Genomic DNA, 24711 nt, shown 5'->3' on the forward strand with positions numbered 1-24711 from the left:
TCGCGAGGCGCGCGTTCCGCTCAAAGGGAGATCAGATCCGAAATCGCCAGGATCGGCCTTATCGTCACAATCGTGACCACCACCAGCCACAACACCGTTCCCGCCGGACTGACCGTCGCCGACATCGAGGTGGATCTCCTCGTCGTCGGTTCGGGGACCGGGCTGGCGGCCGCCCTGGCCGCTCGAGAGCAGGGGTTGTCGGTTCTCGTCGTGGAGAAGTCGGCACAGGTCGGTGGTTCGACGGCCCGGTCCGGTGGTGCGTTGTGGCTGCCCGCCAGCCCGGTGATCTCCGAATGCGGCGGGGTGGACACCCCGAGCCGGGCGCAGACCTACCTCGAATCGGTCGTCGCCGGCTCGGCCCCGCGGGAACGGTCGGCGGCGTACGTGGACAACCTTCCGGCGACCGTCGACATGCTGCGTCGCACCACGCCGATGAAATTGTTCTGGGCGAAGGAGTATTCCGACTACCACCCCGAAGAGCCCGGCGGCTCGGCGGCGGGGCGCACCTGCGAGTGCCGCCCGCTCGACACCGCGATTCTCGGCGAGTACCTCCCGGATCTGCGGCCGGGCATCATGGAGGCCGGCATTCCGATGCCGACCACAGGTGCGGACTACCGCTGGATGAATCTGATGAGCCGGGTGCCCCGAAAAGGGCTGCCCACCATCGTCAAACGGCTTGCGCAGAGTGTGGGCGGGCTGGCGCTCGGCAGGCGGTACGCCGCCGGGGGTCAGGCGCTGGCCGCCGGCCTGTTCGCCGGGGCCATTCGCGCCGAGATCCCGATCTGGCTCAACACCGCCCTTGCTGATCTCATCGTCGAGGCAGGCGAGGTCACCGGTGCGATCGTCGAGCACGCAGGCACGACCGTCACCGTCACCGTCACGGCGCGGCGCGGTGTGGTGCTCGCGGCCGGCGGCTTCGACCACCGGATGGACATGCGGCGGAAATTCCAGTCCGAGTCGCTGGAAAACAACTTCAGCCTCGGCGCCGAGTCCAATACCGGTGACGCGATCTGGATCGGCCAGGACGTCGGCGCCGACATTGCCCTGATGGATCAGTCATGGTGGTTCCCTGCTGTGGCACCGTTGCCCGGCAGGGCTCCGGCGGTGATGCTGGCCGAGCGGTCGCTGCCCGGATCGTTCATCGTCGACCAGAACGGTCGCCGGTTCGCCAACGAGTCAGCCGATTACATGAGCTTCGGTCAGCGCATCCTGCAGCTGGAAAACGCAGGGACACCGGTGGACAGCATGTGGATCATCTTCGACCAGCAGTATCGCAACAGCTATGTGTTTGCCGCCGAGCTGTTTCCCCGCATGCCTATCCCCCGCACCTGGTATGACGCCGGAATCGCCGTGCGGGCAGACGATTTCGGCGCGCTGGCGCGCCAGATGAACGTTCCGCACGAGGACTTCCGCGCGACGGTGGACCGCTTCAACGAGGATGCGTTCGCCGGCGAGGATCCCGACTTCGGGCGCGGCCGTAGCGCATACGACCGGTATTACGGTGATCCGACGATCACCCCCAACCCGAACCTGCGGCCGCTGACCAAGGGACCGTTCTACGCGGTGAAGATGGTGCTCAGTGACCTCGGTACCTGCGGTGGGTTGCGCGCCGATGACCGCGCCCGCGTGCTCCGGGAAGACGGCACCGTCATCGACGGGCTGTACGCGATCGGCAACACCGCGGCCAATGCATTCGGGAACACCTATCCCGGCGCCGGTGCGACCATCGCGCAGGGGCTCGTGTACGGCTACATCGCGGCGCTGGACGCCGCACGCGAACGGTGATCAGTCGGCGTCTTCGGCGTCGGCTTTCCGCTCGATCTCGTACCAGTAGGACGGGTCGGGCCATGGAATCTTGCCGCCCTCACCGACTTTCGGGAAATTCGCCTCCGCCTCGTCGAGATCCTTCATGAGTTTGAGGGTGAGTTCCCGTTCGGATGCGTAGTATCTGTCGGCCCACTCCAGCGCGATCTTGGCGTACGCCCAGGAGGGATCCGCGGCGGCCCATCGAGCTTCCTTGGCGGCGTCGCGCTGCATCCTGTCGATGTAGGCGATGTGCTCTTGCAGCATCTGTTTGAGCGACGCCGGATCGCTCAGGTGTCCCAACGTCACCCTCAGGATCGCTGGATGTTTGAGCGACGGCGGCTCGACCGGCGCCTCCCTGGCCCAGCGGGTCACCGCGTCCATCCCGGTCGGGGTGATCTTGTAGAGACGACGGTTGCGGGTGCCTGCGCCGTCCACTCGCGAGGTGAGCAGGCCCATCTTCTCGAGCTTCTTGAGCTCCGAATAGATCTGGCTGAACGCGGGGCTGCCGTAGTAGTAGCGCATGCTCCAGTCGATCCACTTCCGGATGTCGTAACCCGACAGCTCCGTCTCGTATGACAGCATCCCGAGCAACGCCCAGCCGGTCGCGGACAGCGACGGCATGGCGCCAGACTCGGATTCGGTCATCTGCTCAGGGTATCAACCCTGGTCACAGGTTTGCCTGCACCGACCGCTGGCCGGGATGCCGCATTGCGCGGTAGCACCCGTCGGCCGAAAGATGGTCGGGATGTCCGCAACGCACGAGGATGACGCCGCAGAGGAGCTGTATGCGTCACTGACCAACTCGGTGCGTCGGCTGGTCGATGTCGCCATCCGCAGTCATACCGCTCTGGATGGCATCGCGTCGGCGAAGGCCAAGATCGACGCCGCGGCCGATGAGCTCAGCAGCGACTTGATTCCCGGATCGTTCGGCGTCCAACTGGACCCCTCCGGGAGCCCCCGGGCGTGGGGCAACGCTGTCATCGGGTTACGCAACGCGTTGGCGCCGCCGCTCGTCGTACACCAGGAGTCCGACGGCAGCGTGTGGGCGGAGGTGACGCTGGGCGCGGCCTACGAGGGACCCCCCGGACACGTGCACGGCGGCATCTGCGCCTTGCTGCTCGATCACGTGCTCGGGGCAACCGCGCACAAACCGGGCCGGCCCGCCGTCACCGGAACGCTCACGCTGCGCTACGAGTTGGGGACCCGGCTGGGACCTGTGCGGGCCGAGGCTCACGTCGACCGGATCTCCGGCGTGAAGACCTACGCCGTCGGGCACCTGTCGACGTCCGACGGTGTGACGGTGCGCGCGGAAGGGGTCTTCATTCATCCGCGGACAGCGTGACGAGTCCGCACCCCGTGCTGGACACCGCCGCAGCACGCTGATAGGACAGGCTGATGCCGCTTGCTCGAACCGCCGATCTCGTCACCGCCGCATACCGCGCGGGTTCCGGAGTGCTCGCCTGCAACGTGATCATGCTCGAACATGCCGAGGCCATCGTCACCGGCGCCGAACATGTTGGCAGGCCGGTGATTCTGCAGATCAGTGAGAACGCCGTTAAATTCCACCACGACAGGCTGCACCCGATCGCAGCCGCGGCGAGCGCAGTCGCCGCCGCGTCCGAGGTCGACGTCGCGGTTCATCTCGACCACGTCGAAGACGAGCGCCTTCTGCACGCCTGCGCCGGCACCGGCGCGTCGTCGGTCATGTTCGATGCGTCCGCTCTGGACTATGCCGCCAACATTGCCGCCACGAAATCCGCTGCGCAATGGGCACATCGGGAGGGTTTGTTCCTCGAAGCGGAACTCGGCGAAGTGGGCGGCAAGGACGGTGCACACGCTCCCGGTGTTCGCACCGACCCCGGCGAGGCAGCTGAGTTCGTCGCGGCGACCGGCGTCGATGCCCTGGCGGTCGCGGTGGGAAGCTCCCACGCGATGGCCGACCGCAGCGCCACCCTGGATTTCGAACTCATCCGGCGGTTGCGTGCCGCCGTACCGGTTCCCCTTGTGTTGCACGGCTCGTCAGGAGTTGCCGACAGCGAACTTCGCAAGGCCGTCGAGGCCGGGATCACCAAGATCAATGTGGGCACGCTGCTCAACGTCCGTTTCACCGCCGCGGTCCGCGCCCACCTGGCCGCGGACCCGAACGTCAACGATCCGCGCCGTTACCTCGCGCCCGCACGCGAAGCGATCGCCGAGGCGGTCGCCGCGCTGATCACCACGGTCGACGGGTAGTCACGCGGCCTCAGGCGTCACCCACCTCCACGACGTGGACATGCACCCCCGCCGCACCGATTCGCTCCAGCTGTGTCGGGTCGGCGGTGGAGTCGGTCACGAGGTGATCGATCTCCTTGAGTGTCACCATCTTTGCGAGAGTGACCTTGCCGATCTTGGAGCCGTCGACGGCGACGATCACCTGCTGCGCGTTGGCGGCCATGGCCATCGCGGTGCGTGCTTCCGCCTCGTCGAACGTGGTGGGCCCCACCTCGGCTGACATCCCGTCCGCACCGAGAACCGCGGTGCCGACGTTGATCACCTGGAACGCGTGCTCAGACATCGGCCCCACCGCCTCCAACGAGTTCGCCCGCACCAAACCGCCGGTCACGATCACCTTCATGTGCGCGTCGACGGCGCACTCGGCGGCGATCGTCAGGGAGTTCGTCACGATCGTCATCTGCGGACGGCCTTTGAGCGATCGCGCGACCTCACTGGTGGTCACCCCACCGGTCAAGGCCACCGCCTGAGGTCCGGCAGGCACCAGCGCGGCGGCGTGCTGGGCGATCCGCTGTTTGATCGCGATCATCCGGTGATCACGCAGCCGGACCGGAATCTCACTGCCGCTCGGATCGAGAGCCCGTGCCCCGCCGTGCGTTCGGACCAGCAGTCCCTGGTCTTCGAGCTCGCTGAGGTCGCGGCGCAACGTCGCCGCCGACACCCGCAGCTCGGTGCGAAGCACCTGCGAGTCGACTTCGCCCCGCGCCCGCAGCAGCGAGAGCACCTCACGCATCCGATCGGTGCGTCTGGTCGACATGGCGGTGCCTCCTCCGCTGCGCAGGCCGGGCGATCAGCCAAACGATCAGTTTTACTGATCACTTGACGTGATTGCATTGCGCACTCTGAGCGAGCTTCCCATGATCGAGCAATGTTGCAAATGTCCGGGGAGCGGATCAGCTGGCTCGCCGACACGATCCGCAGACACAAGTCCGGGGAGACGGTCGGTGTCTATTCGGTCTGCTCGGCACACCCCACGGTGGTCGAGGCGGCGATCGTGCAGGCCGCCACCGATGGCGTGCCGGTGCTGATCGAAGCCACGTCCAATCAGGTCGACCAGTTCGGCGGCTACACCGGAATGCGCCCGGCCGAGTTCCGCGACCTCGTGCACGGCATCGCCGACCGATGCGGATTCCCGCGCAGCCGGGTCGTGCTCGGCGGCGACCATCTGGGCCCGAATCGTTGGCAGGGCGAAACCGCCGCCGCCGCAATGGAAAAGGCCGATGGGCTGATCGCCGCGTACGTCGAGGCCGGCTACGCGAAGATTCACCTCGATTGCAGCATGTCCTGTGCCGACGACCCGGCCGTCCTCGATGACGAGACCGTGGCGCAGCGCACCGCACAGCTGCTGCACGTCGCCGAAGAATCCGCGCAGCGCAGCGGCGCCGGCCATCCGATGTACGTCATCGGCACCGAGGTGCCGGTTCCGGGCGGGGCCCACGAGACGCTCGGCGTCCTGACCCCCACACCCCCGGACCGTGCGCAGCGGACCATCGACGCGCATCGCGCCGCGTTCACCCGGTCTGGGCTCGACCACGTGTGGCCCCGGGTCATGGCTCTGGTGGTGCAGCCCGGCGTGGAATTCGACCATCTTCAGGTCATCGACTACCGCCGCAACGCCACCGCGGCGCTGCGGCGCGTTCTCGACACCGAACCGCATCTGGTGTTCGAGGCGCATTCCACCGACTATCAGCGACCCGCACAATTGCGCGAGCTCGTCGAAGACCATTGGGCCGTCCTCAAAGTCGGCCCGGGACTGACCTTCGCGATGCGCGAGGCGCTCTTCGGACTCGCCCACATCGAGAACCAACTGCTGCAGGAGTCGCGGTCCGACCTGATCGAGGTCGTCGAACGACGCATGCTCGCCAATCCCCAGTACTGGCAGGCCTATTACGACGGGGATCCGCAGACCCAGCAGACGGCCCGCCGCTACAGCTTCAGCGACCGGTTGCGGTACTACTGGGCCGACGACGAGGTCGATGCCGCGCGCCGACATCTTCTGGACAACCTCGACCGGGTCGGCATCCCGCTGCCGCTCGTCAGTCAATTCCTCCCGCATCAGTACGACCGCGTCCGCGCCGGCGAACTCGATCTGACCGCCAACGCCCTGGTGATCGACAGGATTCGAGATGCCATGCGGCCCTACGCGCGCGCCTGCCGCACTGAGAACACGACCACCGGAGACCAACGATGACCAGTTCCACGCCAGCCCAAGAAGACGGCGGCGCAACGATTCTCGAGATCGGGCAGCAGCCCGGCGTGTGGCGGCAGGTCGCCCATCGCAACGATCCCGCGATCGCCGACTTCGTCCGCACGATCGTCGAACGGCCGGATATCCGGGTCATCCTGACCGGGGCGGGCAGCTCCGCGTTCATCGGCGACATGGCCGCCGCCACGCTTCGCCGGCACCTCGGACGCCGCGTCGACGCGATCGCCACCACGAGCATCGTCAGCAACCCGCTCGATCACCTCGAACGGAACACCCCGACGCTGATGGTCTCGTTCGGCCGTTCCGGCAATAGTCCCGAGAGCCTGGCCACCACAGCGTTGGCCGACGAGCTGATCGACGATATCTGGCACCTCGTCCTCACCTGCGACGCCGACGGCACGCTCGCGAAGGCGCACGCCGGCCGGCCGAACTCCGCCGTCGTCTGTATGCCCGAGCGTGCCAACGACACCGGTTTTGCCATGACCTCGAGCCTGACCTCGATGTTGTTGACATGTCTGCAGCTGCTCGGTCCGGCCACCGCCGCCAACGGCGAGGCGCTGGCCACCGCGGCCGAATACGTCGCAAGCCTGCGGAGCGACATCGCGGCGCTGGCCAGGACCAAAAAGAAACGGCTGGTCTACCTGGGCAGTGGACCGCTCGAAGGGCTCGCGCAGGAGTCCGCGCTGAAGATGCTGGAGCTGACCGCCGGTGAGGTCGACACCTACTTCGACTCCCCGCTGGGCTTCCGGCACGGGCCGAAGTCCGTGCTCGACGGTGACACGCTCGTCGTCGTCTACTCCGCCACCGACCCGTACACCCACCGCTACGACCTCGACATCATCGCCGAGATTCGGGCCCAACTCGGCGACGACGCGGTCGCGGTGCTCAGCACCGAGCCGCTGCCCGAGGAGTACGGCGAGGCTGTCGTGTTGCCAGGCCTCGACGGTCTGGACGACGCGATGGTCGCACTGGCGTACGTGGTGTTCGCGCAATACCTGGCACTGTTCACCGCACTGGAGCACGGCAAGACACCGGACAATCCTTTCCCCTCCGGCGAGGTCAGCCGCGTCGTTCGCGGCGTCACGATCCATCCCATGACCAGGAACGGACGGTAGACGATGGCACGCTATCTAGGGGTCGACGGCGGCGGTTCGAAGACCGCGCTGGCGCTCGTCGACGACACCGGCCACATCATCGCCCGCGCAACGGCTCCGACGTCCTACTACTTCAACGACGGCTTCGACATCGTCGAAAAGTCGCTCGCGCAGGGCGTTACCGACATCTGCGCCCATGCGGGCATCACGCCCGCCGACATCGACGCCGCCTTCTTCGGTCTTCCCGGCTACGGCGAGGCGAGCGGCGACATCGAAGCTCTCGACGCGGTACCCGCCGGCGTGCTGGGGCATGACCGCTACAGCTGCGACAACGACATGGTTTGCGGCTGGGCCGGTTCACTGGCCGGCGCAGACGGGATCAACGTTATCAGCGGCACGGGGTCGATGACCTACGGCGAACGTGAGGGCATCGGCCACCGCGTCGGCGGCTGGGGGGAACTCTTCGGCGACGAAGGGTCAGCGTATTGGATTGCCGCACAAGGGCTCAACGCTTTTTCCCGGATGAGTGACGGCAGGCTGCCGAAGGCCCCATTGCATGGTCTGATGAAGAAGCGGCTGGACGTCAGCGGTGATCTCGACGTCGTCAGTCTGGTCATCGACACGTGGAAAGGCAACCGCAGCAAGATCGCCGCCCTGGCGACGACGGTCTGCGAGGCCGCCGAGGCAGGTGACGAGCCGTCTGCCCGCATCCTGTCGGCGGCGGTCGCCGAGCTGGTCGCCCTGATCGAAACGACCCGAACGCTGATCGGATTCACCGATGCCGACATCGTGCCGGTGTCCTATTCGGGCGGGATGTTCTCCAACGACGGCTTCCTGAACCAGTTCATCGCCGCAGTGCAGGACTCTGCGGCCACGTACGACCTGCAGACTCCCCGGCTCGACCCGGCAGTGGGCGGTGCGCTCTACGCCGCCAAGCGCAGCGGCCATCCGCTGAGTCCGTCTGCCGTACAACATCTTTCCGACCACAACCCGACAAGGTGACGTCACCATGACCATGACCACCGCACCACGGACCCGCGGCTGGATCTTCTACGCCGCCCTGCTCATCCTGTTCTGGGGCGTGTGGGGCGCATTCTCGGCCCTGCCGTCGTCGAAGTACGGCTATCCCGACGAGATGATCTACAGCATCTGGGCGCTGACGATGATCATCCCGGCAGCCGTCGCACTCCGCGGACAGAAGTGGGATCGCCGCCCGGCCGCGACGATCTACGGCCTGCTGATCGGCCTGACCGGTGCCGGAGGCCAGCTGATCCTGTTCCAGGCGCTGACGATGGGCCCCGCCTATCTGATCTTCCCGATCGTGTCGATCTCGCCGGCCATCACGGTGATCATGGCGATGGTGCTTCTGCGCGAACGCATCCCACCGCTGGCCGTCGTGGGTCTGATCTTCGCACTCGCCGCGATCGTGCTGTTCACGGTCACCGGCGGCGACTCCGAAGGCTCGTCCGGCCCGTGGCTGTTGCTGTCGATCCTGATCTGCGTGGCGTGGGGTGTGCAGGCGTACTTCATGCGCAAGTCCGCGACCGTCGGGATCAACGAAGCCACCACGTTCGGGTGGATGACGATCAGCGGCCTGATTCTCATTCCCGTGGCGCTGATCTCGCTCGGCGGCATACCCACCGACTTCCCCTGGCAAGCACCCGCATTGACAGCCGGGACCCAGGTGCTGAACGCGATCGGCGCGCTGTTCCTCGTGATGGCGCTCGCCCGCGGCAAGGCGTCGATCGTGGCGCCGACGACGAACGCGCTCGCACCCGCGCTCACCGTGATCATCTCGCTGATCGCCTACCAGACCCTGCCGACGCCGTATGGGGCGATCGGTATCGTGCTGGCCCTCGTCGGCTCGACGCTGATGGTGTACGCCGACGAGAAACGCGGCGAGTCTCCCACCGAGGCGGTGCGATGAAACCCACCGTCGTCATCATCGGCGCGGGCAGCGTCGAATTCACCCGCGAGCTGCTTGGCGACATCCTGTCGTTCGCCGAGCTGGGCTCGACGCGGGTGGTGTTGCACGACATCGACGCACAGCGGCTCGAGACGGCGCAGGCGATCGCCCGCGCGACCGCGCTGGCCGCCGGCGCCGAGCCCGAGATCGTGGCCACCCTGGATCGCCGTCGGGCGCTCGACGGCGCGGACTACGTCATCAACGTCATCCAGGTCGGGATGCACGATGCCACGGTGCGGGACTTCGAGATCCCCGCGCGCTACGGGCTGAAGCAGACCATCGGTGACACCATCGGCGTCGGCGGCATCTTTCGCGGCCTGCGCACCTTCCCGGTGCTCGCCGATATCGCGCGTGACATGGCGCAGGTGTGCCCCGACGCCTGGTTGTTGAACTACACCAACCCGATGGCGATGAACATCTCGTTCCTGCACGCGGTCGCACCGAAGCTGAAAGTGCTTGGGCTGTGCCATTCCGTGTACTGGACGATGGTCGGGCTGTGTGAACTCATCGACGTGCCCTACGACGAGGTGGCGTACTGGTCGGCGGGAGTGAACCACCAGGCCTGGGTGCTGCGGTGGGAACGCGGCGGCCAGAACCTCTATCCCCTGCTGGATGAACGGATCGCAAGCGACCCGGAGTTGCGCAGACGAGTCCGGGTCGACATGTACCGGCGGCTGGGCTACTACCCCACCGAGACGAGCGAGCACAGCAGCGAATACGTCGGCTGGTACCTGCACGATGACGCCGAGATCGAACGATTGCGCATCAACGTCGGCGAGTACGTGGCGATCAGTGCGGCCAACCTCGCCGAATATGCCCGGGTGCGAGCCGAATTGGCCGACTCCCCGACATTGCCCATCGACACCGGCTCCACGGAGTACGCACCGCAGGTGATCCATTCCCTGGAAACCGGAACGCCGCGGGTCATCTCCGCCAACGTCATCAACGACGGATTGATCACCAACCTGCCCGACGGACTGGCGGTCGAGGTGCCGACGCTGCTGGACGCCCTCGGGGCGCATCCGATGAAGGTGGGTGACCTCCCGCCACAGTGCGCGGCGCTCAACCGGAGTTTCCTCGGGCCCGTCGACCTCACGGTGCGCGCGGCCGTCGACGGCGACCCGCGGCTGGTGCGCGCCGCGGCGATGGTCGATCCGAACACCGCCGCGACGCTGACCGTCGATCAGATCTGGGCGCTATGCGACGAGTTGACCGCCGCGCACGGTGACCTGCTGCCCCCGCCGCTACGTTCCCAATCCACCCGAGATCTCGCCAACTAAGGAGTGTCACCGTGATTCGACGTAGGTTGTGCATCGCATTGGTCGCCGTCCTCGCCGTCGTTCTCGCCGGGTGCGGTGGCGGAGGCGGCTCGTCGGGCCCCACCGAGATCGCGGTGTGGCACGGTTATCAGGACACCGAGGGCGAGGTGTTCAAGAGCCTGGTCGACCAGTACAACAAGGAACACCCGGACGTCAAGGTGTCCGAGTTGTACTCGAAGAACGACCTTGTGCTGCAAAAGGTTCTGACCGCGGTGCGCGGCAACAGCGCACCGGACGTGGCCTACATGTTCGGGTCGTGGTCGCCCAACATCGCGAAGATTCCCTCGCTGGTCGACATGGCCGACGAGGTCAAGAAGCCGGACTGGAAGTGGGACGACTTCTACGAGGCCGAACGCAAGGCGGCGACCGTCGGCGACAAGGTGGTCGGCGTGCCCGCACTGGTGGACAATCTGGCGATCGTCTACAACAAGAAGCTGTTCGCCGACGCCGGCGTGGCACCGCCGACCCCGGAGTGGACCTGGGACGATTTCCGCGCGGCGGCAGCCAAACTCACCGACCCCGCCAAGGGCCAGTTCGGTTGGCTGATCCCCGCCGACGGCAGCGAAGACACGGTGTGGCACTACATTCCGATGCTGTGGGAAGCCGGCGGCGACATCCTCAACACCGACAACACCAAGGCCGTCTTCAACTCCGACGCCGGTGTGCGGGCGCTGACGACGCTGCAGCAGATGGCGGTGACCGACAAGTCGCTGTACCTGGACACCACCAACGAGAACGGCCCCAAGCTGATGAACAGCGGCAAGATCGGGATGCTGGTCACCGGCCCGTGGGACCTGTCCTCGCTGTCGGACATCGACTACGGCGTCCAGGTGATGCCCAGCTATCCCGGGTCCGCCGGCGGACATCAGACCATCGCCGGACCCGACAACTGGGTGGTGTTCAACAACGGGGACAAGCGCAAGCAGGCGGCCATCGACTTCGTGAAGTGGCTGTCGGCACCCGAACAGGTCAAGAAGTTCTCCTTGGGCACCGGCGATCTGCCGATCCGCGCCTCGGTCGGTGACGACAAGTCCGTGCTCGCCGAGCTCGACAAGAATGTCCCGGGCACCGCCGCCTTCGTCGACAACCTGAAGAACGTGCACATGGTGCGGCCGCAGGTCGAGCAGTACCCGGCAGTGTCGGAAGCTATCGGCCAGGCGGTCATGTCTGTCATGCTCGGCACGGAACAGCCCAAGGCCGCACTGGACTCCGCCGCCCAGGCCGCCGACGCGAAGCTGGCCGAGAAGTAGGGAGTCGATGCCTGCACTGCTTCGGCGGCTGAGCCGCACAGACACCGTGTCGGGGTGGGCGCTGGTCAGCCCGGCCGCGATTCTGATCGGGATCTTCGGACTGCTCCCGGTGCTGATGTCGCTGCAGTTGTCGTTCCAGAAGTCCGACCTGCTCAGCGCCGAGACGCCCTGGGTGGGGTTCGACAACTACAAGAAGCTGGCCGACGACCCCGTCTTCCTCGATGCGATCAAGCACACCATCATCTACACGGCGTTGTTCGTGCCCGGCACGATGCTGGTGGGGTTGTTCGTCGCGGCGGCGCTGAACCGTTCGGTGCGGTTCATCTCGGTGTACCGGACCGCCGCCTACATCACGATGGCGGTGTCGACGATCTCGCAGGGCATCATCTTCCTGTGGCTGACCGACCGTGACTACGGACTGGTCAACGCCGCGCTGAACGCCGTCGGTGTCGCGTCGCAGCCGTTCCTGGCTTCCCCGTCGCAGGCGCTCTACGTGATCGCGGCGATGACGATCTGGGGCTGGACAGGTTTCTCGGTGATCGTGTACTTGGCTGCGCTGCAGGGTGTTCCACCGGAGTTACACGAAGCCGCCGCGATCGACGGCGCATCCGCGTTCACCCGGTTCCGCACCATCACGGTGCCGTTGCTCGGCCCGGCGAACCTCTTCCTCCTGGTGTGGCTGACGATCAACGCCCTTCAGCTGTTCGACGAGGTCTATGTGACGACCCGCGGCGGTCCGCTGCGGGCCACCACGGTGATCGTCTACTACCTGTGGGACCGGGCCTTCGTACAGTTCGACGCGGGCTACGCCGCCGCCATGGCCTACGCGCTGTTCGTCGTGATCCTGATCGTCACGGCCGTCCAGTTCCGGCTGGCCCGACGGTATGTGCACTCATGACCGGCCTTCTCAGCACCCGCAGTCTCGCCCCGGCCGACCCGGTCGAATCAGGCGCGACATCGCGATGGCGGCTGCCGTTCAGCCCGTGGCATCTGGTCCTGATCCCGTTGACGTTCATCCTGCTGGTGCCGTTGCTGTGGATGCTCGTCACATCGTTGGAGACCGAAGGCGAAGCCAATCGCTTCCCGCCGGTGCTGTTTCCGGAGAGTCCGCGCTTCTCGAACTATTCCGAGGCATGGGCCGCGGCGCCGTTCGGGCACTTCTTTCTCAACAGCGCTGCGGTCACCGGTGTGGTGTTGGTGAGCAACCTCGTGGTGTGCAGCCTGGCGGGCTATGCGTTCGCGCGCATCCGCTTCCTGGGTCGTGGAGCGCTTTTCGTCGCGCTGATGGCGACGCTGATGGTGCCGTTCCAGGTCACGATGATCCCGGTGTTCCTGATCGTCAAGTGGTTCGGCGACAACGTGTGGGCAGGTCTGGGCATCGACCACATCGGCGCGCTGATGCTGCCGAACCTGGCGACGGCGTTCGGCATCTTCTTCCTGCGTCAGTTCTTCATGACCGTCCCCGTCGAACTGGAGGAAGCCGCGCGGGTCGACGGAACCTCGCGAATCGGCGTGCTGGTGAAGATCATCCTCCCGCTGTCGTTGCCCGCGCTGTCGACGTTGGCAGCCTTGACCGTGCTCACGTCGTGGAACGACTTCCTGTGGCCGCTGATCGTCATCACATCGCAGGACCAGATGACGATCCCGTTGGGGCTGAGCTACTTCCAGGGTGCACACCACGTCAAATGGCCGTTGCTGATGGCGGCCAATGTGATGAGCCTGCTGCCGATGCTGCTGGTATTCGTCGGGGCGCAACGCTATTTCGTGCAATCGGTCGCGAGCCAGGGATTGAAGGGCTGAGCATGGCAGAAGTCGAATTCCAGGACGTCACAAGGCGGTACGCGGGTGGGGTGGTCGCCCTCAAGGACTTCACCCTGACGATTGCCGACGGGGAGTTCCTTATCCTGGTCGGGCCGTCCGGGTGCGGCAAGAGCACCGCGTTGAGACTGCTTGCAGGACTTGACAAGCCGACATCCGGTGACATCAGGATCGGCGACCGGACCGTCACCGGCCTGGCACCGGGCGAGCGTGACATCGCCATGGTGTTCCAGAATTACGCGCTGTACCCGCACATGTCGGTCTACCGCAATCTGGCCTACGGGCTTGCGCAGCGCAAGACACCGCGCGCCGAGATCGAACGGCGGGTCCGGGAGACCGCCGCCTTGCTCGAGATCGACATGTTGTTGGACCGCAAGCCGGGTCAGCTTTCCGGCGGCCAGCGGCAGCGAGTTGCGATGGGCCGCGCGCTGGTCCGCAGGCCGCAGGCGTTCCTGCTCGACGAACCACTGTCAAACCTCGACGCCAAGTTGCGCAATCAGGTCCGCGGGGATCTGAAGCGATTGCACCGCGAACTGCCGGTCACCTCGATCTACGTCACTCACGATCAGGTCGAGGCGATGACGCTCGGCGACCGGCTGTGTGTGATGTCCGGCGGCACGATTCAACAGATCGGCACGCCCGACGAGATCTACAACCACCCGGCCAATACCTTCGTCGCCGCGTTCATGGGTAGTCCCCCGATGAACCTCATTGCGGGCGAGGTCCGCTCGGGGGTGCTGCACCTCGCCGACGCCGCGGTGACGGCGGTGTCGACACCGGACGGTCCGGTGACGGTCGGCGTTCGTCCGGAGCACCTGCTGCTGCACGCCGCCTACACCGACGGGCTGCTGTCGGCGCGGGTCGATTTCGTCGAACCGCTGGGCAGCCACGTGTTGGTGACGGCCCTGGTCGATACCGGGGACACGGACAGCGCGCAGGTGATCGTCCATGCACCCGCAGGCACCGATCTGCCTGCGGGCACCCGCGTCGGCCTGGAGATGCCGCCGGAGCGGACGTACTTCTTCGACGCAGACACCGGCGCCGCCCGCCGCAGTCGCGAGCACATCGCACTCTGAGCGGCCACCCCGCTCACCGGGAGTGGTTGTTGCTTCCCGCTCGGGCACCGATCACAGTGGGTGCCAGCGACAAAGGAGGCCGATGACTGCGCAGGACACCCCGTTCGACGAAACCGTCGACGTCATCGTGGCCGGCTCCGGCGGCGGGATCACCGGCGCCTACACCGCGGCCCGCGAAGGACTGTCGGTAGCGCTGGTGGAGGCGACCGACAAGTTCGGCGGCACCACCGCCTACTCGGGCGGCGGCGGCATGTGGTTTCCGTGCAACCCGGTCCTGCAGCGCGCGGGCAGCGACGACACGATCGAGAAAGCGCTGAACTACTTCCACACCGTGATCGGCGACCGCACGCCGCGAGAACTGCAGGAGACCTATATCCGCCGCGGACCCGCTCTGGTCGAATACCTGGAAGCCGACGAGAATTTCGTATTCAGCGTGCTCCCGTGGCCGGACTACTACGGGTCGGTGCCGGACTCCCGCAGCGACGGCTTGCGCCACATCGTGGCGGCCCCCATTCGCGGCGAGAAACTCGGCCCCTACGCCGGTTCCGTGCGCGGGCCACTGGACCATGACCGTCTCGGCGCGCCGGTTCCGGACAAGCTCTTCGGCGGACGGGCGCTGATCGGCCGCTTCCTCGCCGCGCTGGCCGGCTACCCCGACGCGGCGCTGTACCGCGACACCCAGCTGACCGATCTGATCACCGACGAGGGTCGGGTGGTCGGGGCGGTGGTGCAGCGCGACGGGAACCCGGTGCGGATCGGCGCCCGGCGCGGAGTGCTCTTGGCCGCAGGCGGATTCGAGCACAATCCCGAGCTGCGACGGACGTACGGGGTGCCCGGCGAAGCCAAAGACACGATGGGCGGACCTGGCAGCACGGGTGCGGCATTGCAGGCCGCGATCCGGATCGGCGCGGCGACCGATCTGATGGATCAGGCGTGGTGGTCACCGGGCCTGACCCACCCGGACGGTCGCTCGGCGTTCGCGCTGTGGTTCACCGGCGGCATCTTCGTCAATCAGGCCGGACAGCGGTTCGTCAACGAGTCCGGGGCGTACGACCGGATCGGCAGGCAGATCATCGCCGAGATGCAGGCCGGCCGCCTCGACATCCCGTTCTGGATGGTCTACGACAACCGCGAGGGCGAGATTCCGCCGGTGAAGGCGACCAACGTCTCGATGGTCGACACCGAGAGCTATCGGGACGCCGGATTATGGCGCAGTGCAGACACTTTGGCCGAATTGGCTGAACTGATCGGGGTCCCCGCCGAGGCCCTCGACGAGACGGTAACCCGGTACAACGCCATGGTCGCCGCGGGTTCCGACACCGACTTCGGCCGCGGCGACGAGGCGTACGACCGGGCGTTCTCCGGCGGCGAATCACCCATGGTCGCGATCGACACACCCCCGTTTCACGCGGCGGCGTTCGGACTGTCCGATCTCGGCACCAAAGGTGGGCTGCGCACGGATACCAGGGCGCGGGTGCTAGACGAGTCCGGCCGGCCGATCCCCGGCCTGTACGCGGCGGGTAACACCATGGCAGCGGTCAGCGGAATGACCTATCCCGGTGGCGGGAACCCGATCGGCGCGTCGATGTTGTTCAGTTATGTGGCCGCACTCGACATGGCCGGCGACGTCAGGTCAGCTTGATCAACTTGAACGGCATGTTGATGAACAGTGCGAGGCTGCGCCCGCAGGCTCCCGGCTGACCGGTGGTCGAATCCTGACCCACCAGCATGTTGGACGTGGGATCGGTCTGATCACCGCCCGGGGTGGACCCGTGGAATCGGATCACCTGTAAGCCCGGCGCGCTGGTGCCGTCCTGACATGGCATCCAGTCCTCGATGACGCGCTTGACCCGCCAGTCCCCACCGGTCTGATAGATCGGAGCCGTCCACCCGGCGTCGCTGCTCACCGTGCCGGTGCATTCGGTGGGATAACTGCATGTCGAGTTGATCGTCCAGATACTGCGGATGCTGCGCTCGTCGTGGAACACGTCGTTGGTGGTCGCCCATTCACCGTTGGACGTGGCCTGGAATGTGCCGTTGAGCGCCCATTTTCCGTCGGCGCTCGCGGCGGCCGGATTCAGGAGGCCGCCGAGCACCGCAGCGGTCAGCGCCGTGACGCCGACCAGCGTTCGTGACCTTCGCATGTGGCCTCTCCCCTCACCTGTGATCATGTCGTCGGCAGCAGATCCTTCCACGACATATCCCCCTTCACGTCGGCCAGATTGGTCTGCTGGCCCACGTGGCCGTCGGGCGTGACGTAATGCCCGGTCGCGGGGTCGTAGGTGGCGATCGCCACCGACGGGCCGCCTGCCGGACTCGGCGTGAACGCGCTCGGCGCAACCGCGGGCCCGCCGCCCTGATCGGTCGGCGCGATATCCGGAACCCCCTTGGGCGCCAACGTGTCCGGAACGGGCGGTATCGGCGTACCGGCAGGAGCCGGGACAGGCCCTGGCGGCAGCGGAGTGCCCTGCAGCGGGCCGTAGATGTGATCCTGGAAGGTCGTCCGATCGTCGGGCGGGATCCCCTGCGCGATCAGGTTGGGATCGATCGGGTTCGGACCGGTCGCATGCTGACGCATCGCCAATGGTTCGAAAGGCTTGTCGCTGTCGCAGATCTCCACCGTCGGTGCCCGCTTACCCGGCTCGCCCTGGCACGGATAGTTGCGCGCACCGCGGACAGCGATCGGCGAGTCCTGCGGCAGCTTGCAGTAGAGGCCGTCCGGAGTGTCGATGGTGGACGTGTCCTCCGGTGAACGCCACTGTGACGGGGGCAGGAAGCCCACCGTGCACGCGGGCGGATCGCTGATCGTCAGGGTGAAGTCACCCAGCGTCATACCCGTCGGGTTGTTGAGCGGCGAGCCGACCGCCTGGATCGAACCGATGTAGGGCGGCAACAGCACCAGAAGTTGTTCCAGGCTCTTGTTGTAGGTCACGCCGACCTGCCCTAGCGTCGACAGACTGGCCAGCAGGATCGGTAGCGTCGGCTTCACCTGGGTGAACAACGCGGAGGCTTCGTCGGCCGCGCCGGGCCCGTTGGCCAGGATGCCGCGCCACTGCGGATCGTTGGTATTCAGCTGGCCGGTGATGCCGGCCAGGCTGTGCGCCCAGGTGCGGATGGCATCGGTGGAGGCAAGCTGACCGTCCAGCAGCGGGCGGCTGTCCTCCACCAGGGTGCGCGTCTGATCGGCGGTCGCGCTGAAATCGGCGGCCAGCTTGGACGCCGAGTCGTTCAACGTGGTGAGGTCATCACCGGCGCCGTTGAGCCCCTGGTACGCGCTGTCCAACAGATTGCCGATGCGGTTGGTCGGGATGCTCTTGAGCAGCTCGTTGGTCTGATCGAGGACCGGGCCGACCGCCTGCGGGACGGTCGCGTTCTTGGCGGGAATGACCGACCCGTCCTGGAGGAACGGCCCGGAATCGGTGTGCGGCACCAGATCCACGTACTGCTCACCGACCGCCGACACGCTGAGCACCCGTGCCTGGAGATCGGCGGGCACCTTCGGATTGCTGGCCAGCGACAGGGTGGCCACCGCCCCGGAGCGGGTCGGCACCACCTCGGTGACCTTGCCCAGCTGTACGCCGCGGTAGGTCACGTTCGAGAACTGATACAGCCCACCGGTTCTCGGCAGCTCGAGCTTGACCGTGATCCGGCCGATGCCGAGCAAGGTGGGCGCCTGCATGTACACCATGACCATGACGGCGATCCCCACGACCGACGCGATCGTGAAGATGATCAGCTGATTGCGGACGAAACGCGTCAGCATCAATTACCCCCGTCCTGTGGCGCTGCTTCCGGAGCCGGTCCCGGCAGCGGGCCGGAGCCCGTACCGGGCAATGGAATGGCGTCCGTTGCCGGGGCGGGAAGAGTCGCGTTGGTCAGCGACGCCTGCCCCGGTACCGGCGCGGGACCAGGACCGAACTGCTGCGGAAGATCCGCCACCTGCGTCGGGGGCGGCGCCGGGCTGAACGGGGCGTGCAGCGGATCGTAGGTGTAGGTCGCGTACCACGGATCGCCAGGCGCGGGAACGAGTTTGGCGTTCTCATCACCCCAGCGAGTACCCAGCATCAGGGTCTTCTTCAACCGGGGCACGGTGAAGTCGAAGATGATGAACTGGTTCAGATAGTCACCGCGGATCGCGCGGTCGATGACCTGCTGGGTGTAGGGGAACGTCGGCAGGTAGGCCAGCGCCGTGTCCAGCTTCGGTCCCACGTCGGCAAGTGACTTCAGCGTGGGCTCCAGGTTCTGCAGGTTGCGCACGAGGTCGGCCTTCGTGTCGTTGACCAGACCGGTGGCCAGGTTCGAGAAATCACGGAACTTCTCCAGCGCCGTCGTGATGCGCGGACGTTCCTTGATCAGCACGTCCAGCGCAGGCGGGATCCGGTTCAGCGCGTCGGTCAGGACTCCCTGCTGCGCGGCGAACGTACCGGCCAGCCGATTCAGCGAGTTCACCGCCTCGTTGATGCTGTCGCGCTGGGTGGCCAGCAGGCCGACGAAATCGTTGAGCCGCGTGAGCAAGTCGCGGATCTGGTCGGTCCTGCCGTTGAGCGCGGTACTGAACTCGTGGATGATGTCGCCGATCTGACCGAGTCCACCGCCGTTGACGACCACCGACAGCGCCGAGAGGGTCTGCTCGGTCGACGGGTAGGTCGACGAGCGGTTGAGCCCGAGCGTTGCACCGGGTTGGAGGACCCCGGTCGGTGCTTGCCCCAGCGGGGGGTTCAGCGCCAGATGCATCGAGCCCAACAGGCTGGTCTGCCCCACCGACGCCACCGCGTTGGCCGGAATCACGACGCCGGGCTGGACCGATACCTCGACATCGGCATGCCAGTCGGTGACCGTCATGTCACCGACACTGCCGACCACGACATCACCGACCATGACCGGCGAATTCGATTCCAGCTGGCCCACATTGGCGATTTCGATGTGGTAGGTGGTCGCACCCTTGCCGTGTCCGACGGTTCCAGGCAACGGCAGGGAATTCAGACCACCGAAACTACAGCCGGTCACCGTGACCGCGACGCACGAGGCGGTCACCACCAGGCGCTGCACCGAACCGCGACGGATCATGATGGCGGGTTCCCTTCAGCGGCGGCCGGAGCCGGAGCAGGCGGCGGCGCTTCAGCGGGCAGCAGCATCCCCTGCAGGTCCGAGGGCGGCTGGGCAGCAGGGCCGACCGGTACACCGGGCGGGATCGGAGCGCCGGGGAACAGCGCCGGCGACGGGTCGGCGGGCAGACCGTTCGGGGCGTAGGCGCCCTGATGGGTATTCGGCGGACCACCCCAGCCGGCGGGGCCGGGCACGTCACCGTTGTAGCCGGTGAAGGCCGAGACGGCAGGCGGGATCTCGTAACCCGGCGGGGTCCCGCCCGAGCCACCCGGGGCCAGGCCCGGCTCGCTGTAGATCAGCTTGTCCGGACTGGTGGACTTACCGAGGTAGGCGTTGAACGGGAACGGCAGGTAGTTGAAGTTCAACAATCTCAACGCCGGGCCGAGGTACTGCGCGCACAGCTTCCCGGTCTCCGGTGCGGTGGCGTTCTGCACGGCCCCGATCGCCGAGCAGACGACCTGCAGCGGGTTGGAGAAGTTCGCCAGTGCGAAACCGCCCAAAGCGCTCTGCGAGTCGGGGTTGTAGATGTTGTAGGCGTTGCCGATCGCGTTCGGCGCCACATGCAGCAGATTCTCGACGACGAGCTTGTTGTCGGCGAGGTTCTTGGTCACGTTGCCCAGCCGCTGAATCTGCTCAGCGGTCTGGTTGCGCGAACCTGCGATGAACCGTTGGACGTCGACCACCGCGCTGGACAGATTTGTCAGCGCCCCGTCGAGGTCGGAGCGGCTGCCGTCGACCACGCTGGTCAGCGACGCCAACCGATCCTGGAACTGGACGATCTGAGTGTTGCTGTCACGCAACGCCGTCACGAAGATCTGCAGGTTCTTGATGGTGTCGACGATGTTGCCGCTGCCGTCGGCAAGCACCTTGCTGACCCCGGACAACTGCTTGATGGTGTCCCGCAGCTTTTCCCCGTTGCCGTCCAGGGCGTTGGCCGCGCTGTCGATGAAGCGCCCGATGGATGTCGGCTGCCCGTCGCCCTTCGGGCCGAGATCGGTGGCCAGGCGCATCAACTGTGTCTTGATCTCATCCCACTCGACCGGAACCGCGGTGCGGTCCAACCCGATCACCGCTCCGTCGGCCATCTTCGGGCCTTTGTCGTCGTAGGGCGGGGTGAGCTGAATGTAGCGGGCACCGACCAGGTTCTGCGAGACGATCACCGCCTCGGCATTTGCCGGAATCGGCACGTCCCGGTCGACGGCCAACACGAATTTGGCTTTGGTCCCCTGGGCGTCGATGGAGTCGATCTTGCCGACCTTGACGCCTGCGACCCGCACTTCGTCACCGGGGTAGATCGCGGTGGCGCTGGTGAAGTACGCGGTGATCGTGTTGGGCTTGAAGAACGCCTGGCGGACCAGCAGCGCGATACCACCGACGATCAACACGGCCAACACCGCGGAGACGACGACTGTCAGCCGTCTGCGAGACTTCATGGCTGCCCCCATCGCTCATTAGGCTGCGGTATTCCGTTGTACGGGAACGGGATTTCCGCTCGCGGTCCGGCATTGTCGGCCGGCTGTCCCGCATCGGTGCCGCGGCGGAAGCCCAGCGCGTAGTCGAAGAAGGGCTGCAGGGTCTGCGCCGGGTTCAGGTTGGCGACGAAGGCGTTGTAATAGAACCCGCCGTTGACCGCTTCGGCCTGCGTCAGCTGGAACTTGGCCAGGCCCTTCATGGCCGCCGTGATGTTGGCATTGTTCTTCTCCAGCATCGCGGTCACCGAGTTGAGTTTCTCCAAAGCCGGTGCCAGATCCTTTTCGTTGTCGGCGACGAGCCCGCTGAGCTGCTTGGACAGCGCCGAGGTGGAGGCCAGCAGGTTCGCTATCGCGTAGCGGCGTTGCGACAGCACGCCGATCAGGTCGTTCGCGTTGAGCAGCAGGGTGTTCACCTGTGCGCTGCGCTGCGACAGGATCCCGGTCACGTTGGCCGCACTCTTGAGCAGGTTGCCCAGTGATTCGTTGCGCTCGTTGATCATCCGCGACAGCTTGCTGATGCCGTCGAAGGTCGGGCCCAGCTGCGGGCTGATCCGATCGAGGGTATCGGACAAGGTGTCCAGCGACTGGTTGACCGCCGCGGTATCGGTGTCGGCGGTGTTGCCCGCGAAATCCTCCAGCGACTGCGACAGCGAGTATGGCGATCCGGTGCGCGACACGGGAATGACGTCGCTCGCCCGCAGCGATCCCTTGCCGTTGGACTCCAGCGTCAGAATCCGTTGTCCCAGCAGCGTTCCGGTACGGATATGGGCTTCTGTGTCGGCGCCGAGCCGAACCGAACCCTTGACCATGAAGGTCACCAGTGCTTTGCCGTGCTGCAACGACACATCCGAGACCGTGCCGACCTTGACGCCGGACACCTTGACGTCGTTACCGGCCTGCAGGCCGCCGGCTTCGGTGAACAGCGCCTGATGCCGGATCGACGTGGCAAGCGACACCAGCCGCTCGGGCTGTAGCCCGATGGTGATGACGAGCACGATCAGCGCCAGGCCGATGAAGCCGGCTCTGATCAGCGAGGACCCACGATATTTGAGCATTAGGGCTCCGCGCACCTTCCAGTGTGTTGGATGATCCAGGGGAAGTAGGCGGTGCGGCCCTGCAGGTCGCTGACACGCAGCGACAAGCCACACAGGTACTGGTTGATCCAGCTGCCGTACGACCCGAGCCGCACCACCTTGCGGTAGTTGGCCGGCGCCTTCTGGATCGAGATGTCGAGCAGTTCCTTGTCCTGGTCCAGCAGCGGAGCGAGACGACCGAGCTGGTCGACGGTGCCGGCCAGTGGAGCGCGAGCCTGGTTCAGCAGATCGGTCAGCGACGCGGTGCCGTTGTCCAGCGCGGTGATCGACTCACCGATCGGGTCCTTGTCGTTGGCAAGCTGGGTCACCAGGTTCTGCAGCTTGTCGACGGCCCCGGAGAACTTGTCACCGTCTTTGCTGATCGTGGTGATCACCGTATTGAGGTTGTCGATCAGCTGCTGAACCGTCTGCCCGTTGTCGGCCAGGGAACTGGTGAACGACTGCGTCTTGGAGAACAGCGAGTCGAGGTTGCCTTCCTGGCCCTGCAGGATCTGGATCAGCGCGTTGGTCAGCGCGTTCACATCGTTCGGATTAAGTCCCTGGACAACGGGTTTGAGTCCACCGAGGAGCAAGTCGAGATCCAGCGCAGGCTCGGTGCGGTCCAGTGGTATCCGGCTGCCCGGCGGCTGGATCTTCGCCGACCCCGGGCTGTCGACCAGCTCCAGGTACCGGTCACCGACCAGGTTGAGGTAACGCACCGTCGCCTTGGTGGCGGAGGTCAGCACGATCTTGCGGTCGGCGTCGAAGTCGACGACCACCTTGTTGTCGGGTTGCAGCGCAACATCAGTGACGGTGCCGACGCGAACACCGGCCACCCGCACCGAATCTCCGGACTTCAGGCTGGAGGCGTCGGCGAACAGCGCCGAGTAGGAGTTGTCCGAGCCCGTCCGATACTGGCCGAAAATCGCGAACAGGGCGGCCGTCAGCAAGATCATCACGACGCCGAACACGCCGACCTTGACGATGGTCTTCCACAGCGCGGTCATCCCGGTTGTCCGATCTGTGCGGAGTTACGCGGCGGTCCGTCCAGCGGGCCGAAGAGCGCCTGCTTGAGAGCATCGGAGTTGAGCAGGATGCCCTGGTTGCCGTACTGGGCCGGGTTCGCTCCGATGTCGGAGACCACGAACGGCGGGCTGGTCTCGAACGGCACCTTCGGCAGGTCGGTACATTGCGGTCCACCGGTCGCGGCGACCTTCGGCAGGTTGGCCGGATACCGGTAGCGCTCACGGCCGAGGAAGAACGACTGCAGCAGAACGGCTCCAGGCAGGGGCAGGCCCGGTCCGGTGGCCAGCGGGATCAGACCGCCGATACCGCAATTCAACGCCGGGCTGTACTTGTTGAGCAGGTCGGTGGTGGGAACCAACAGGTGAACGACGTTGGTCAGTGATTCGCGGTTTTCGCCGAGCACCTCGGTCCCGATGTCGGCAAGACCGATGGCGCTGACGAGCAGAGCGTCGAGGTTCTGGTCCTGGTCGACGATGGTGTCGCTGATCTTCGCCGAGTTCTTGACGGTGTCGAGCAGGTCACCGGAGGCGTCACCGTAGGCGTCGAACACCTGTGGTGCGACCGCCAATTCGTGGTTGAGCGTGTCCAGGCTGGGATTGATCTTGGCCAGGGCGGTGTCCAGGTCCACCAAGGTCTGGCCGAACTGGTCACCGCGCCCGTCCAGCGACTTGGAGATCGCTCCGAGCGTCTGGTTGAGCTTGGTCGGCTCGATCTTGGACAGCACCGAGACCAGCTGCTGGAACACGGTGTTGATCTCGACGGTGACGTGCTTGCCGTCGATCACCTGACCGGCCTGGATGGACTTCGCCGACGGATCGGTCGGCGGGTTCAGCTCGACGAACTTCGAGCCGAACACCGTCGAGGATGTGATGTCGGCGCTGACGTTGGCCGGGATGTCGTTCACCCGCGCGGGATTGATCGCGAGGTGCAATGCGGCTTTACCGTCGGGCAGGGAATCGATGGAGGAGACCTTGCCGACCTGCGCACCGTTGAGCTTGACTTTGGCGTCGGGGTACATCACCAGGCCGGCACGGTCCGAGATCACGGTCACCGGAACGGTTTTGGTGAAGCTGTCCTGGAACAGCCCAACAGCCAGCGCGATGATCGCGGCAATGACCACCACGGTCGCCAAACCGGCGATCGGGCGCGCGGCACCTGATTTCATCTCCGCTCCTCCCTATCCGGACAGGTTGAAGTTGCCGTTGGAGCCGTAGATGGCCAGCGATAT

22 protein-coding genes are annotated in these 24711 nt (G+C 66.0%); 13 read left to right on the forward strand and 9 right to left on the reverse strand.

Annotated features, from left to right (window positions below; translation table 11 throughout):
* The first annotated feature begins 72 nt into the window (after positions 1 to 72).
* Positions 73 to 1785, forward strand: coding sequence for a 3-ketosteroid-delta-1-dehydrogenase (locus CRM90_RS22755; RefSeq protein WP_102809195.1), 1713 nt, complete (start codon positions 73 to 75; stop codon positions 1783 to 1785).
* On the opposite strand, the gene CRM90_RS22760 is transcribed toward CRM90_RS22755, so the two are convergent.
* Positions 1786 to 2451, reverse strand: a complete 666-nt coding sequence (locus CRM90_RS22760) for a PadR family transcriptional regulator (protein WP_102809196.1) — start codon at positions 2449 to 2451, stop codon at positions 1786 to 1788. It lies immediately after the preceding gene.
* Positions 2452 to 2551: 100 nt separating this feature from the next.
* Between CRM90_RS22760 and CRM90_RS22765 the strand changes: the two genes are divergently transcribed.
* Both CRM90_RS22765 and CRM90_RS22770 read left to right on the forward strand, forming a co-directional pair.
* Positions 2552 to 3148: a PaaI family thioesterase gene (locus tag CRM90_RS22765; RefSeq protein WP_502693305.1), complete on the forward strand. Its 597-nt coding sequence runs from the start codon at positions 2552 to 2554 to the stop codon at positions 3146 to 3148.
* 53 nt (positions 3149 to 3201) lie between these two features.
* Complete coding sequence (locus tag CRM90_RS22770) at positions 3202 to 4038, forward strand: class II fructose-bisphosphate aldolase (RefSeq protein ID WP_102809198.1); 837 nt, start codon at positions 3202 to 3204, stop codon at positions 4036 to 4038.
* Positions 4039 to 4048: 10 nt separating this feature from the next.
* On the opposite strand, the gene CRM90_RS22775 is transcribed toward CRM90_RS22770, so the two are convergent.
* Positions 4049 to 4834, reverse strand: a complete 786-nt coding sequence (locus tag CRM90_RS22775) for a DeoR/GlpR family DNA-binding transcription regulator (protein ID WP_102809199.1) — start codon at positions 4832 to 4834, stop codon at positions 4049 to 4051.
* A 111-nt stretch (positions 4835 to 4945) separates the two neighbouring features.
* On the opposite strand from CRM90_RS22775, the gene CRM90_RS22780 reads away from it, so the two are divergent.
* The 10 genes from CRM90_RS22780 (at position 4946) to CRM90_RS22825 (ending at position 16448) form a co-directional block, all read left to right on the forward strand.
* Positions 4946 to 6268 carry a D-tagatose-bisphosphate aldolase, class II, non-catalytic subunit gene (locus CRM90_RS22780; protein WP_233209463.1) on the forward strand — a complete coding sequence of 441 codons (1323 nt, stop codon included), beginning with the start codon at positions 4946 to 4948 and terminating at the stop codon, positions 6266 to 6268.
* Positions 6265 to 7398: an SIS domain-containing protein gene (locus tag CRM90_RS22785; RefSeq protein WP_102809201.1), complete on the forward strand. Its 1134-nt coding sequence runs from the start codon at positions 6265 to 6267 to the stop codon at positions 7396 to 7398. Before CRM90_RS22780 ends, CRM90_RS22785 begins: the two co-directional genes overlap by 4 nt.
* A gap of 3 nt (positions 7399 to 7401) precedes the next feature.
* Entirely contained in the window at positions 7402 to 8379 is a 978-nt protein-coding gene (locus CRM90_RS22790) for an N-acetylglucosamine kinase (RefSeq protein ID WP_102809202.1), read from the forward strand.
* A gap of 7 nt (positions 8380 to 8386) precedes the next feature.
* Positions 8387 to 9304 carry a DMT family transporter gene (locus tag CRM90_RS22795; protein WP_102809203.1) on the forward strand — a complete coding sequence of 306 codons (918 nt, stop codon included), beginning with the start codon at positions 8387 to 8389 and terminating at the stop codon, positions 9302 to 9304.
* Complete coding sequence (locus CRM90_RS22800; protein WP_102809204.1) at positions 9301 to 10623, forward strand: alpha-glucosidase/alpha-galactosidase; 1323 nt, start codon at positions 9301 to 9303, stop codon at positions 10621 to 10623. Before CRM90_RS22795 ends, CRM90_RS22800 begins: the two co-directional genes overlap by 4 nt.
* Positions 10624 to 10634: 11 nt before the next feature.
* Positions 10635 to 11912, forward strand: a complete 1278-nt coding sequence (locus tag CRM90_RS22805; RefSeq protein WP_102809205.1) for an ABC transporter substrate-binding protein — start codon at positions 10635 to 10637, stop codon at positions 11910 to 11912.
* A gap of 7 nt (positions 11913 to 11919) precedes the next feature.
* Positions 11920 to 12810 carry a carbohydrate ABC transporter permease gene (locus tag CRM90_RS22810; RefSeq protein WP_102809206.1) on the forward strand — a complete coding sequence of 297 codons (891 nt, stop codon included), beginning with the start codon at positions 11920 to 11922 and terminating at the stop codon, positions 12808 to 12810.
* Positions 12807 to 13712: a carbohydrate ABC transporter permease gene (locus tag CRM90_RS22815; RefSeq protein WP_233209464.1), complete on the forward strand. Its 906-nt coding sequence runs from the start codon at positions 12807 to 12809 to the stop codon at positions 13710 to 13712. Before CRM90_RS22810 ends, CRM90_RS22815 begins: the two co-directional genes overlap by 4 nt.
* A gap of 2 nt (positions 13713 to 13714) precedes the next feature.
* The gene (locus tag CRM90_RS22820; RefSeq protein ID WP_102809207.1) at positions 13715 to 14806 is read left to right on the forward strand and encodes an ABC transporter ATP-binding protein; all 1092 of its coding nucleotides are present in this window, start codon (positions 13715 to 13717) and stop codon (positions 14804 to 14806) included.
* A gap of 82 nt (positions 14807 to 14888) precedes the next feature.
* Complete coding sequence (locus CRM90_RS22825; protein ID WP_102809208.1) at positions 14889 to 16448, forward strand: FAD-binding protein; 1560 nt, start codon at positions 14889 to 14891, stop codon at positions 16446 to 16448.
* On the opposite strand, the gene CRM90_RS22830 is transcribed toward CRM90_RS22825, so the two are convergent.
* From CRM90_RS22830 to CRM90_RS22860, 7 genes are read right to left on the reverse strand one after another with little or no spacing between them, the layout of a single operon-like run.
* Entirely contained in the window at positions 16435 to 16950 is a 516-nt protein-coding gene (locus CRM90_RS22830) for an Rv2253/PknI dimerization domain-containing protein (RefSeq protein ID WP_102809209.1), read from the reverse strand. The genes CRM90_RS22825 and CRM90_RS22830 overlap by 14 nt on opposite strands.
* Positions 16951 to 16973: 23 nt before the next feature.
* Positions 16974 to 18569, reverse strand: coding sequence for an MCE family protein (locus CRM90_RS22835; RefSeq protein ID WP_102809210.1), 1596 nt, complete (start codon positions 18567 to 18569; stop codon positions 16974 to 16976).
* Positions 18569 to 19873, reverse strand: coding sequence for an MCE family protein (locus tag CRM90_RS22840; protein WP_102809211.1), 1305 nt, complete (start codon positions 19871 to 19873; stop codon positions 18569 to 18571). The genes CRM90_RS22835 and CRM90_RS22840 overlap by 1 nt, the downstream gene beginning before the upstream one ends.
* Positions 19870 to 21345, reverse strand: a complete 1476-nt coding sequence (locus tag CRM90_RS22845; protein WP_199190010.1) for an MCE family protein — start codon at positions 21343 to 21345, stop codon at positions 19870 to 19872. Before CRM90_RS22845 ends, CRM90_RS22840 begins: the two co-directional genes overlap by 4 nt.
* Complete coding sequence (locus CRM90_RS22850; protein WP_102809213.1) at positions 21342 to 22439, reverse strand: MCE family protein; 1098 nt, start codon at positions 22437 to 22439, stop codon at positions 21342 to 21344. Before CRM90_RS22850 ends, CRM90_RS22845 begins: the two co-directional genes overlap by 4 nt.
* Complete coding sequence (locus tag CRM90_RS22855) at positions 22439 to 23464, reverse strand: MCE family protein (protein WP_102809214.1); 1026 nt, start codon at positions 23462 to 23464, stop codon at positions 22439 to 22441. Before CRM90_RS22855 ends, CRM90_RS22850 begins: the two co-directional genes overlap by 1 nt.
* Complete coding sequence (locus tag CRM90_RS22860) at positions 23461 to 24648, reverse strand: MCE family protein (protein ID WP_102809215.1); 1188 nt, start codon at positions 24646 to 24648, stop codon at positions 23461 to 23463. Before CRM90_RS22860 ends, CRM90_RS22855 begins: the two co-directional genes overlap by 4 nt.
* Between the last annotated feature and the right edge of the window lie 63 nt (positions 24649 to 24711).

This window comes from Mycobacterium sp. ENV421, from assembly GCF_002887815.1.
Lineage (GTDB): Bacteria > Actinomycetota > Actinomycetes > Mycobacteriales > Mycobacteriaceae > Mycobacterium.